Source organism: Psychrobacter sp. Sarcosine-02u-2 (assembly GCF_002836335.1).
Lineage (GTDB): Bacteria > Pseudomonadota > Gammaproteobacteria > Pseudomonadales > Moraxellaceae > Psychrobacter > Psychrobacter faecalis.
Genome location: NZ_PJBX01000130.1, coordinates 1 through 12,893 on the forward strand (window position 1 = coordinate 1; position 12,893 = coordinate 12,893).

10 protein-coding genes and 1 pseudogene are annotated in these 12,893 nt (G+C 44.3%); 8 read left to right on the forward strand and 3 right to left on the reverse strand.

Annotated features, from left to right (window positions below; translation table 11 throughout):
• On the forward strand, positions 1 to 215 hold a 215-nt coding region (locus CXF58_RS13920), incomplete at its 5' end, for a hypothetical protein (RefSeq protein ID WP_219621720.1).
• A gap of 138 nt (positions 216 to 353) precedes the next feature.
• Positions 354 to 1,334: an ion transporter gene (locus CXF58_RS04460; RefSeq protein WP_102076720.1), complete on the forward strand. Its 981-nt coding sequence runs from the start codon at positions 354 to 356 to the stop codon at positions 1,332 to 1,334.
• A gap of 124 nt (positions 1,335 to 1,458) precedes the next feature.
• Here CXF58_RS04460 and CXF58_RS04465 read toward each other — a convergent pair whose 3' ends face one another.
• The 3 genes from CXF58_RS04465 to CXF58_RS04475 form a co-directional block, all read right to left on the reverse strand.
• A complete protein-coding gene (locus CXF58_RS04465; protein WP_102076721.1) occupies positions 1,459 to 2,124 on the reverse strand; it encodes a TerD family protein in 666 nt (221 codons plus the stop codon).
• Positions 2,125 to 2,259: 135 nt separating this feature from the next.
• Positions 2,260 to 3,426 (reverse strand): helix-turn-helix transcriptional regulator, encoded by a 1,167-nt coding sequence (locus tag CXF58_RS04470; protein WP_102076722.1) that lies wholly within the window; start codon positions 3,424 to 3,426, stop codon positions 2,260 to 2,262.
• Positions 3,427 to 3,544: 118 nt separating this feature from the next.
• Complete coding sequence (locus CXF58_RS04475) at positions 3,545 to 6,376, reverse strand: ATP-binding protein (RefSeq protein ID WP_102076723.1); 2,832 nt, start codon at positions 6,374 to 6,376, stop codon at positions 3,545 to 3,547.
• A 372-nt stretch (positions 6,377 to 6,748) separates the two neighbouring features.
• Here CXF58_RS04475 and rsmG point away from each other — a divergent pair, with 372 nt between their 5' ends.
• From rsmG to msbA, 6 genes and pseudogenes are all read left to right on the forward strand, one after another.
• Positions 6,749 to 7,465, forward strand: coding sequence for a 16S rRNA (guanine(527)-N(7))-methyltransferase RsmG (gene rsmG / locus CXF58_RS04480; RefSeq protein ID WP_102076724.1), 717 nt, complete (start codon positions 6,749 to 6,751; stop codon positions 7,463 to 7,465).
• Positions 7,466 to 7,645: 180 nt separating this feature from the next.
• Positions 7,646 to 8,431: a ParA family protein gene (locus CXF58_RS04485; protein ID WP_102076725.1), complete on the forward strand. Its 786-nt coding sequence runs from the start codon at positions 7,646 to 7,648 to the stop codon at positions 8,429 to 8,431.
• Positions 8,432 to 8,534: 103 nt separating this feature from the next.
• A complete protein-coding gene (locus tag CXF58_RS04490; RefSeq protein ID WP_102076726.1) occupies positions 8,535 to 9,656 on the forward strand; it encodes a ParB/RepB/Spo0J family partition protein in 1,122 nt (373 codons plus the stop codon).
• Positions 9,657 to 9,725: 69 nt separating this feature from the next.
• Positions 9,726 to 10,458 (forward strand): annotated as a pseudogene (locus CXF58_RS14120) (MotA/TolQ/ExbB proton channel family protein).
• A 58-nt stretch (positions 10,459 to 10,516) separates the two neighbouring features.
• The gene (locus CXF58_RS04500; RefSeq protein WP_068404870.1) at positions 10,517 to 10,960 is read left to right on the forward strand and encodes an ExbD/TolR family protein; all 444 of its coding nucleotides are present in this window, start codon (positions 10,517 to 10,519) and stop codon (positions 10,958 to 10,960) included.
• A 143-nt stretch (positions 10,961 to 11,103) separates the two neighbouring features.
• Positions 11,104 to 12,891 (forward strand): lipid A export permease/ATP-binding protein MsbA, encoded by a 1,788-nt coding sequence (gene msbA / locus CXF58_RS04505; RefSeq protein WP_102076727.1) that lies wholly within the window; start codon positions 11,104 to 11,106, stop codon positions 12,889 to 12,891.
• Positions 12,892 to 12,893 lie beyond the last annotated feature (2 nt).

Genomic DNA, 12,893 nt, shown 5'->3' on the forward strand with positions numbered 1-12,893 from the left:
GTAGTAACTCTCCGCTGCGCTGCGAAAATGCCCGCTCAATTAAGCTTTTAAACCAAATAGATGCCTGTTGTCCTAAATGTGGCTTGTTTTTATTACCAGCCCAAAACTTAAGCAATCAATTACGAGCGGATGAGCGTTTTTTACGTTTGATATTTTTTGTCACGGCGCTGCTATTAGTAATCGCGACCTACATTTATTACATAAATTTTGTATAATCATAACGTCTGAAGCAAAAATTGCGATAAATTGTTTAAAAAACCCTCATTGATTCTGCAAGCGCAACTACCTTTTTGTTGATATCTCCCACCTGATTTTTATCACATAAAACCGGTATTACACCACATAGGGACGGCATGCTATTCCAATCTATTCGGCGCTTGCGTCTTTTCGTCTATAACATTTTGCAAAACGATGAGCATGACACGCTCTTTAGTCGTTATGTCGATTACTTTCTCATTTTTTTGATTATGGCGAACGTCACGGCGGTTATCGCTGAGTCGGTTGACAACTGGTATTACCCGTATCAAGCGTATTTTACGTGGTTTGAAAACTTCTCTATCGTGATCTTTTCTATCGAGTATTTACTGAGGTTATGGAGTGTCGCTGAAGCCAAACCTGATAATACGACGTGGCGTCAGCGCTGGGATTGGCTGAAAAGTCCATCGGCGTTGATTGATATCATTGCGATTGCTCCGGCATTTTTGAATTTCTTTGTCAGTATCGATTTGCGCTTCTTACGTATTTTGCGCCTATTTCGGATTCTGAAACTTACCCGCTATTTTGCCTCCCTGCGTATTTTATTGGTGGTTATCAGTAAGGAAAAAGGCTCGTTTCAAGCGGTCATTTTTATCTTAATTATTATGATTGTGACAGCGTCGAGTGGCATTTATTTGGTCGAAAACCACGCCCAGCCTGAGGAGTTTGAGTCGATACCCAAAGCTATGTGGTGGGCGGTGGTCACCCTGACGACGGTAGGTTACGGCGATGTCACACCTATCACCAATGCTGGTAAGATATTAGGTGCACTTATCACCATACTTGGCGTTGGTCTTGCGGCTTTGCCAGCGGGTATCTTGGCGACGGGTTTGGCAAATGAGCTCAGTCAGCGCCGAGAAGAGCTTGAGCAAGATTTTCGCGAACAACTGGTCGATAGTGATTTTGATTTGGTGCAAAATCAGATGATGATTGAAAAGATTCGCCGCGAGCTTGGATTGGATAAGGAGCAAGCGCAAGAAATCGTACTGCAAGTACTGCGCGAAAAAGAGCTTGAGCGCCGAGAAAAGGAAGTGCGACAAAAGAATTTTTGTCCGCATTGCGGTGAGCCGTTAGAATAAGAGGAGTATGTAAAAATTCTTATTTAAAAAGAACAAGGGTAAAACGTTAATTAGCGTTTTACCTTTTTTTAATCGATAAGTTTTTTAATTGATAGCTAAAAACCAATCTAATATTGGTTATACATCAGTTATACATAGCTGGCGTAATCGGTAGAGCGCGTGCCAATTCATGCGCCACTTCTTGCGCGGCGGTTGCTAAATCTTTTGCAGGTAGCGGTAGATTTTGCAAGGTCAAATGCCAATCGTCCACTTCTCGCTGCAAATGTGCCGCCCAAAGCGTCACACAGTCGCGTGGTAGCTGCTTTAAATTAACCTCAAAAACGCGGTTGCCTTCATCATCGCTTAAATGAATCTCACCTTTTTTGACTCTGCTAAACGGTAGGTCGTGGTAAGAGTTAGCGATTAAGGCAATGTGAGTGATATGCGCGGGTATTTTATCCAAATAAATTCTGATTTGCTCTTGGTCAAGGGGCGCAAGATACATCGCTTGTTCACCGCGGTCTTTGCCGTTGAGACTATCGCCTTGATGTTTGACGGATTGTGCCTTATCCCGTAACTGTTTAAACCAAACGATATCGCTGATGGTGCAGTTGTCGTTATATAGTACGCAGGCCAAATCAATATCAATCGCGCCTTCATTTTTCTTAAAGCGTTTTTTTAGGTTTTTAAATAAGCCTTTTTGCTCAATCTTAGTAAATTCATAATTGAGCGCAAAAAATAATGTCCCCGTGTCTAAACCCAGCGCTCTTAAACTGTCTGAAAGTAACGGTGATGGGGTAGTGGCTGACATAATATTCCTTTTGGGTTTTTAATCTTGTATTAGGTTTTTAATTAAGATAAACGTTGGCGTATTGGCTACAGCGGTTAAATTTTTATCATCGTTAATAGTTATCATAAATAATCATTAGCCACCTTTTTATTGTCGCTATGCATCAGTGATGGGTTTATCTAAAACCGCTTGATATAGGAGCGCAGGTTTGGCGTCTAATAGACCACTGCCAAAGCCACGTAGCCACCAAACCAGCTGTGAGGTTAAGTTGACGGTTGCGCGTATGGTTAGGGTTTCATCACTACTGATGGTCACGGTCTGGTCGTCACTCAGCTTGCTTTCCGTTAAGCTTTTGCCCGCTTGTTTGGTAAATTGTAGCTCAACGGCGGTATGTTTGCCACGATCGGGTAGCTGACTAAATAGAGGATGGCTAAAGCCCATGCCACCTGCATCTAAATAGTTATCGAGGTGGAAATTATCAGGGGTTTGAGCCGCGCTTTCTAGTATCTCAACGCTGGCAAAGCGGTGGAGGGCAAAGGTACGAATAATTACGTCTGGGTCATCGGTACGCGTCGCCAATAAGTAAATAATCACCCCACGCTGGATGATAGCAATGGGATTTAGAATGTATTCGCTGGCTTGGGATTTATCGCTACGAGTATAACTGGCTTTTATTTGTAGTTGATAAAACAACGCATGATAAATATTGTCTTTACTTTCCAAATCAATATGCGGCGCAATCAAAGGCTGCGAGGCAGGCTCGATACGCACCCTATCAATCCATGAATGGGTGACTTTGCTGTTTTTAAGCTGCCGGCGTGCCAAATCAAACCAAGGAAAAAGCTCATCTAAAATAACCGGCGGCAGCAGCTGGCTTAGATTGGCTTCGACCATATTAAAGGCAACCGCTTGCGATAAATTCATATGCGGTAAGCTTTGCAGCGGCGCATCGTCTTTCCAACGCCAGCCTTGTGGATTGGCATTGTTTTTTTCGATAGGAAAGCGTTTGGCAAGGGCATTTAAATCGCGTTGCACGGTGCGTAAACTGATATCAAAACCTGCCAATTTAAGCTGCTCGTAGACATGTGTGGTACCTACCCAACGATTGCGCTGCAACTGCGACAATACTTGCCATTGTCGCGCCGTCGTCGCTGCACCATGGCGATTACCTACTGCTTCCTCAGACGCTTTATTCTCTGTTACAACTTCGTCATTTTGCGCAGCTAATTCTTTCGTTACTTCTTTAGTCACTAGCGCAGTTGCTTGCTTAGTATTAGCTGCTTGCGATTGAAGACCATCGGCGTCAGTAGAATGTACAGTCATTAAAGATAACCTTTATTCAGTCACGAGTTTAATTTTTATAAGGGTATTATTTATGAATACAGCTTATTAAAACAGCAAAGCGCAAAAAACTCATCATCGCAGAAAAGCATATCAGCGTCTAGAGTTGCTCTGCTGTAGTTGCGCAGCAGTCATCTTGTTCTTTCTTGGCTTTTTTTTGCTTATCTTGTTTTTTTTGACGTTTGGCCTTACGCCTCTTTTTATCCTTTTTCTTCGATTTTTTATCATCGACTTCGTCATCAGCGTTTTGATTTTCATCCCAAAGCATCAACCGACTTAACACTTTACCAAATAGAGTGTCTTTACGGTAGCGACCTTTTTTATTCATGGTATCGACAGGCAGACCCGTCATTAAGGTCAAGGCTTCACTAAGCGTCTGCACGCCATAAATATGAAATTGCTCTGCTTGAACAGCGGCGATAATATCGTCACGTAGCATTAATTGTTTGACATTGGCCATTGGGATAACCACGCCTTGTTGTCCGGTCAGCTCTTGCTCGCGGCAAGCGTCAAAGAAACCCGCGATTTTAGAATTGATACCGCCGACGGCTTGGACTTCGCCTAACTGATTCATTGAGCCGGTAATTGCAAAAGATTGATTGATCGGGACGTTTGCTAAAGCGGACAGCAGCGCACAGCCTTCACTGACCGTGGCACTATCACCATCGATATGAGCGTAACTTTGCTCAAAAGCGAGCGAGGCGCTAAAGTTGAGCGCATGATGCTGACTAAATAAGGCGCGCAAATAGCTGGTCATAATCAGCATGCCTTTAGCGTGTAAGCTGCCGCCCAAATCGACATCCCGCTCGATATCGAGGATTTCGCCAGCGCCAATATTTGGCTGAATAACCGCGGTCAGACGCGCAGGCATACCAAACTCGCTATCCGCGTAGCTGACGACGGTGAGCGCATTGACTTGTCCGACCGCATCACCTTGGGTCTGAATCAGCTGCTGGCCATTTTTTAGCTCATCCCAATAAAGGTCGCGCAAGTATCCTGAGCGCTCGTCCATATCGTCAATAGCGTGGGTCACGTGTATGGCGCTAACGATGTTTTTACCGCTCAAACGTGCATGGCGGTTGGATTCATGCAACAGCTTAATCAATAAATCACTATGCAAACTCAAGCGGTCTTGGTCTTCGGCTTGTAAGCTTAAATGCTCAAGTAAGGCAGCTTGGGCGCTACTATCAAACGGATAAAGGTTGGCATGGTCAATGATGTCAGCCATTTTTGCCACCAATGCTAATTCATGTTCAGGGCTACGTGTCACATCGTCGTGAAAGTCGGCACGTACTTTAAATACCGCATCAAACTCTGCCTCAAGCTCGAGTAATTCGTAATATAAATCCGCTTCGCCAAGCAAAATTACCTTAATATCAAGGTCAATCGGTGCGGGTGCAAGCGACAAACTGCCTGTCAAGGTTAGCATCTGCTCAAGGCTAGATAGTCTGATTTTGCGAGATTGCAGGGCGCGTTTAAGGCCTTGCCAGGCGTAAGGATGCTCAAGCAGATGACTGGCTTCTAACAACAGATAACCGCCATTGGCACGGTGCAGGGCGCCTGCTCGAATCATACTGACATCGGTGGTCACTGTGCCCAATTGGGTGATTTGCTCGACATGACCCAATAGGTTTAAATGCGTCGGCAAATCTTCAAAGATGACCGGGGCGCCACTATCTGGCGCGTGACTGACAATGACGTTGACGGCATAGCGGCTCGGCGTTGTGGCAAGAACGGCCGTCACAAACTCCTCATCATCACCGTTAACGATGCGCTCGACATGAGTGACCATATCGGCAAATACGGTTTTTAGATACTCGACAACCAAGGGATGAGCAGCAAATTGCTCATAAATAGGCGCAAATAAAGGTTGTAGCGCACGACGTGCAATATTGCGATGCAGTGCTTCAATGGCATCATTGGCTTCGTCTTCTAATTGCTCTAGCGCAATGGTTAGCTGGCTTAAGCGCTTTTGCATATGGTTTTTTTGGGCAAAATTATTCAGCTCAGCTTCATATTCGCTTTTGCCGTATGCGTTGCCATACTCGCTGTTAGCATTATCATCATCAAGATTATTTTTAGTAGGGGGCGCAGTTTTTTCTTCTGTTGTTTGATTTTTTTGGCTACTAGAAATTTTTGAATGGTCAGTGCTCTGATGATTTTCTTCGGTAGATAACTTGCTAGGATGGACAAATACCGCTTTATTATCAAATGCGCGAAACGTCAGTGCCAAATCGTACTGTTTACCTTCGGTATTAAGGTCATCGTAAGCCTGACTTTCTTTTTGATGGGTGTCATTTTTAATCGCTTCGATTTTGCTTTGATACTGGTCGCTACGAAAGCGTTGGCTAAGTCGTTTTTTGGCTTGCTGCCATAGTTGATTAACCTGTTGCTGCAATATCTGCCCTTGTCCGGCAGGTAGACGTAGCGCTTGCGGTGTACGCGGGTCGGTAAAATTGTGCACATAAACCCAATCATCTGGCGTCGGTGCGTCAGCGGCAATTCGTTGTAATAAACGATTTATAACCGTGCGTTTACCTAAACCATTTTCGCCCGCGGCAAACACATGATAGCCGCTGGCATGAATATCCAGCGCCGTCTGCAAGGCTTTCAGGGCGCGCTGTTGCCCAAAGCCGACATCTAAATCAGGGGCAGTGCGGGTATCGCTCGGTAGCTCATCAGGATTGGTATAACGCTTCAGCTGCTCGGCACTAATAAGACAGCGCTCATTAACCTCGATAAATACCGGATGAGGCGTATTAGGCATATCTAAAGTGCGCTCTTGTTCATCAGTTTCGTCCGCCTTTATTGCTGTCGGCTTTGTATTGGCTGGCTTAGATGCTTTTGTTACTGCTGAATTTTTAACAGGTGTTGCCATAGATTTGCTGTCTTTTGAATCTTGATTTATAGGAGTGTTTTGCGGTTCGGTCATAGTTATATAGTAAGTCGTTTTAAAAGGGTGGAATGGTTATTGATTTTTTGCTGTTTGCGCTTTAAGTTTAGGAATGTATTTTTAATCATGCTTACATTTATAATAGTAAATAAGAACATCTTACAAGATATCGGCGCGTTTTAGACAAGACATTCAGCGCAGTTTTGTATCATAGTAAAGTGAAAGTTTTAGCTTATTAGGCTGTAATAATAGAGATTTTATTACGATGACTTGCTAATTATTCAACAAGATAAGCCCTCGACATAGGCGTAGATAGTATAAGATGGCGTACATTGGCGCAATCTGCAACTATTCAATGAGCAGAGCGCATGATAAAATAGACGGTTCACATGTTAAAACTGGATAACCCGTATGTCAGATTCTACTAAAACCTCTTCATCGTCTGCTAGCACGGGTAACAGTCATATTGACCCGACAGGCTTTGTAAAGCTCGGTGCGCAATTACCTAAGCTGGCCACTATGCTCGCGCAAGCAATAGATGAGTTGAGTCTTACGTTAAGCGCACAACAGCAGCGCACGTTATTATTGTATTTAGACCAGCTTTTATTATGGAATAAAGCGTATAATCTGACCGCGATTACCGATCCAGTCGAGGCGCTTATCAAACATATCATCGATTGTTTGGCTATTATAACGCATTTACCGTCAGGGTCGCTGCTTGATATTGGTACGGGAGCGGGCTTGCCAGCGGTGATTATCGCTATCTGTCAGCCTGAGCGCCAATGTACCGCCCTTGATAGCAATCAGAAAAAAATTCGTTTTATTAAGCAAATCAGTAGCGAGCTTGGTTTGAGTAACATGCACCCAATCGCCTCGCGTATTGAAGCGCATGAAGCCAGCTATGAGGTGGTAACGTCGAGAGCTTTTGCTAGCTTGATTGATTTTGTCGAAGTGGCGCAGCCGCGCTTGGCAGAAAATGGCTATTTATGCGCGATGAAAGGCAAAGCGCCAAGCGATGAAGAGCTACAGGCGCTAAGTGACGCTTGGCAGATAAGAACGATTGCATTAAAAGTACCGCGTTTACAAGATAGTCGTCATTTAATTGAATTATCTTATAAAAATGTCTAAGCTATGAGCACGTCACGCTATGTGAGGCAACAATTGTTCTTTAGTCATAAGTGGCGTGTACGCTGGTGTCTAAATAGACTTATAGGTAAGTGTCAGGTATTTGAGTAATATAATAAGCTTGAGCGGCAAAAATACTGTAGTAAAAATCAGTAACAGATTCTAATTAAATTGAGTGAGTGTATGGAAATCATAGCGATTGCGAATCAAAAAGGCGGCGTGGGGAAAACCACGACGGCAGTAAATTTGACCGCCAGCTTAGCGGCCAAGCGCAAGCATGTACTACTGATTGACTTAGACCCACAGGGCAATGCGACCAGTGGCACAGGTGTCGATAAGAACGCCTTGGACTTGACCATCGCTGATGTACTGCTTGATGGCGTTGCGCTATCTGAGGCGATTGTGAGTAGTCCAGCTGGGTTTGATGTCATCGGCGCCAATCGTGATTTGGCAGGGATGGACATTACTTTAATGAGCAAAACCAATAGTCATGAGCTCTTTAAGACGGCAATGGCGCAGTTGGCCAAGGATCAAATCGCGACCAATAAATCTGCTTACGATTATGTGATTATCGACTGTGCACCAAGCTTAAACTTGCTGACGATTAATGCATTAGTTGCCACCGATAGCGTTATTATTCCCATGCAGTGTGAATATTATGCCCTAGAAGGTTTGGCGGATTTGTCGCAGACGATTGAGCGTCTCACTGAACTTAATCCTAAGCTCTATATTCGCGGTGTGGTCAGAACCTTATTCGATGCGCGCAATACCTTAGCGCGTGATGTGTCTGCTGAGTTAGAGGCGCACTTTGGTGATATTATGTATAAAACTCATATTCCAAGAAATATTCGTTTGGCTGAAGCGCCCGCACATGGCTTGCCAGTTATTGCTTACGAGAGATGGTCAAAAGGTGCGCGCGCCTATCAAAAACTGGCGGCTGAGGTGATAAAGCAGAGCGCATCATTATAAGTTCATGTTGCAAGTTAATAAAAGAACAGCAAATTATATTTATCAGTAAGCCGGTATTTAGCAATATTTGGCTTTTTATTTTAGCGTTAGAGGATAGGTAATCATGGCAAAGAAAAGAGGGTTGGCTGCCAATCGAGGCTTAGATGCCTTATTAGGGTCAATCAAAAAAGAAAAGCAAATTGCCGCCTCTGCCTTACAAGATGACACGGTAGTGCGTGAGCATACTGAGTCAACCAAAATACCACAACCTATTAAGCAAGAAGATAGCACAGCTGCGGCTGTTAACAAGCCTTCTGCCTTGCCAGTGTCTGAACAAACCACTGACAATAATAATCGTAAAGCGCGGACGATAAAAAAAGCCCCTGCTAATAAAGCGCGCGCGAACGTCACAGAAAATAGCGCTTCTGAAGACCAAATCAGCTTGGTACAAATCGATGTCACGCGTCTGCAAGCAGGTAAGTATCAGCCGCGCCGTGATATGAGCGAAACGGCGCTGGCAGAATTGGCTTCTTCTATTGAGCAGCATGGCGTTATGCAGCCGATTGTTATTCGTCCATTACTGGCGAATGAAGATAAAAGCGAAGCATTGGTGACGCATGAGATTATCGCTGGCGAGCGCCGCTGGCGTGCGGCAAAAATGGCGGGTAAATCGGTTATACCAGCGATTGAACGTGCACTATCTGATGAATTGGCCATTGCGCTGGCCTTGATTGAAAATATTCAGCGCGAAGATTTATCGGTGATTGAGCAGGCGGCTGCCCTGCAGCGCTTTCATACAGAATTTGGTATGAGTCACGCCATGATTGCCGAAGTCGTTGGTAAAGCGCGTACCACGGTATCGAATCTTTTGCGCTTGAATCAGCTGCACGATACAGTTAAAGACCATTTAGCAACTAGCGCTTTAGATATGGGCCATGCGCGTACCCTGTTGGCGCTATCATCAGAACAGCAGCCTATCATTGCGCAAAAAATCATTGATGCAGGCATGACGGTACGCGAAGCTGAAAAGCTAGTGAAATCTATCCTACAGCCAGCACCAAAAGCTAATCGTGCCGAGCAAGTACAGTCTCGCGATGTTGAGCGCTTAACCCAGCGTTTAACTGACATGTTAGGCGCAGAAGTAAAGCTCAAACATAAAAAAGATGGGCAGGGTAGCGTTGAGATATTTTTTCACAATCATGATCAGCTAGCGGCTTTGATCAAGCATATAGAAGCGCAGGCTTAATATTTTTATTAAAAATACAAACGTAAAACCGTCTTTTAATAATTAACAAAAACATAGAAGAGAGTGCGTATGTGGGAGCTGGTAAAAGCAGGTGGTTGGCTGATGACCCCTATCGTGGTGTGCTCAATATTGGCGTTAGTAATTATTATCGAGCGCAGTCATACGTTGCAGTTTAATAAAATTGTACCTAATAGATTGCGCGAACAGCTGATAACCCGCCTCCGTGAGAACGGTGATATTGGCCGTACGCAGCTGATGAATGTCAAAGAGAAAACCCCTTTAGGCGATATTCTAGCGACCGGTCTGCTGTATCGTCAATATGGCCTCGACTCAATGACAATGCATATGCAAAACCGCGCCAGTGTACAAGTGCATCAGTTAGAAAAAAAACATTAATATGCTCGGCACCATTGGGGCGATTGCGCCATTGCTTGGTTTGCTAGGTACGGTGTTGGGTATTATCTCGTCATTTCTAGCGATTACTGATGGCGCGATGCAAGACCCAACGATGCTAGCTGCTGGCGTGTCACAAGCATTGATTACTACGGCGGCTGGTATGATTGTGGCTATTCCGGCTCTGGTTGCTTACCGCTATTTTCAGCGCCGTATTATCGATATCAATGCGCAGTTTGTAACGCAAGCGGGACTGATGATTCAAGAATTGTATGATTATCAATTGCTAGACAATACGCATGCCTCTACCATGTCTCTACCTGCTAATGGGTCGGAAACAACTAAAACTAAGGGTTATGAACTTTCACTTGACACCTCGGATTTAGAGACAGCCGCTACAGCAACTTAATTGTGTGATGTCACTTATTTGTTGAATCTGTACATTGCAGCCCATTAAAGAGAGCGATATGCGTTTTAGAAAACCGACCGTTGAGCCACTTGAAATCAATCTGACGCCGATGATTGATTGTTTATTATTTTTAATCGTATTTTTACTGCTTGCCACCTCGTTCAATCACTTTAGCCGCTTAAATATTATTCTTCCGGAAGCGGAAGGGGTAGCATTAACAGAAGAGCAAAACAGTATTGAAGTCGCTGTGCAAGAAGATGGCAGTTATTTGGTTAATGGCATCACCCTTGCGAGTAGCGATGAGGCCGAGCTGACTAACATGCTTCAGCAAGAAGCGGGAAGCAATCGTGATATGCTATTTGTCATTGCTGCTGATGCAAATGCTACCCATCAATCGGTGGTACGGGTCATGGATATCGCTGGTAAACTGGGTTTTTTAAATCTCAATATCAGTACGGTTGTGCCACTTGGGCAGCCTTTACCAGAATCTGCGCCGCAGTAAATTTTAGGGCGTTTGATATATTGCTACAGTAAAAACATCAAACGCCACTATCATAACCCTTGGTGTTTTTACTGCTGTATTTTATGTTCACTTGCTACTGCTGCATTTGTGTCATTTCTTTTTATACCTAAATTGAGGCTTTTATGAGCCAAGCTTATCAACCTGACTCTAAAAAAAATTCTGCTAAAAAGTTGTCAGCAGCGCCATCAAATACGCCTAGGCATAGGACTTTATTGCGGCTATTAAGCTACCTTAAACCTTATTGGTGGGCGCTAATCTTGGTCATAATAGGCTTTGCGATTAATGCGGCAACAGAGATTTGGATTGCCAAGTTATTGCAATATATCACTGATGCCATCAATCAAAACGATCAAAGCAAACAGGACTTATTTCCATTTATTATCGTGGCGCTGTTTTTTGTCCGCGGCGTGGGCAGTTTTTTGGGTAATTACTATACGGCTTTGGTATCGCGCAATCTTGTTTATGAGTTACGCGTTCAAGTGTTCAATAAGCTTTTGCGTTTGCCAAGCTCGTTCTATCTGGCAAATCCAGCAGGGACTATTTCATCCAAGCTCATTTTTGATGTTGAGCAGGTAACTGCAGCCAGTACTGATTCAATGAAAACCTTGTTGCGCGATGGTTTGACCGTGGTGGCTTTGATAGGTTTTTTGCTTTATAGCAACTGGCGTTTAACCTTAATTTTATTTGTGGTGCTACCGCCGATTTTATGGTTGATACGGGTGGCCTCAAAGCGTTATCTAAAGCTGTCTAAAGGCATTCAAGAAACCATGGGTAGTGTCAGCCACATCACCAATGAGGTCATCGGCGGCTATCAGGTAGTGAAAAATTATGGCGGACAAGCGTATGAAGCCAAGCGTTTTGATATAACCTCAAAGAAAAACTTGCGCCAAGGCATGAAGGTCGTGGTGACCAATAGCATCAATACCCCAGCGGTGCAGTTATTGATGGCGATGGCGATGGCGGTCGTTGTATGGCTCGCGCTGCGTCCTGCGGTAATAGATAATATCTCGGCAGGTGAGTTTATCTCCTATATTGCTGCCGCAGGATTATTAAGTAAGCCGGTGCGCTCACTCACTGATATCAATCAAAAATTGCAAAAAGGGCTTGCCGCGGGTGAGTCAATCTTTACTTTGTTGGATGAGCCAGAAGAACAAGACACAGGCATACTTAGCCCGACTTTAGCAGGTGACATTCAGTTCGATAATGTCAGTTTGGTTTATCCTGATTCAACGGTGGCGCTGCGTGATTTTACTTTGGATGTGCGTGCAGGCGAGACGATAGCACTGGTCGGCCGTAGCGGCGCTGGTAAGTCTTCACTCGTTAACTTACTCACGCGTACTTTAAATACGTCCTCGGGGCAAATCACCCTTGACGGTATGCCAATTGGCGACATCAAGCTTGAAAGCTTGCGCGCGCAAATTGCGATGGTCAATCAGCAAGTGGTACTGTTTAATACCACGGTGTTTAATAATATTGCCTATGGCAGCTTGGCAAATAAAACTCAAGCTGAGGTCGAGCGCGCTGCAAAAGACGCTTTTGCCCATGATTTTATTATGAAAATGCCAAATGGCTATCAAAGTGAGATTGGCGCTGAAGGCTTGCAGCTGTCAGGTGGTCAACGTCAGCGTATCTCGATTGCGCGTGCGTTATTGAAAGACGCACCGATTTTGATTTTAGATGAAGCCACCAGTGCCTTAGATAATGAGTCAGAATACTATATTCAAAAAGCACTCGATAACGTCATGAAAGATAGGACGACACTGGTGATTGCCCATCGTTTAACAACGATTGAATCAGCTGACCGTATTGCGGTGTTAGATAGTGGTCAAATTGTCGAATTAGGCACCCATGAAGAGCTAATGCAACTACATGGCCATTATGCGCAAATGTACGCGCGTGATTTTGAATAAAG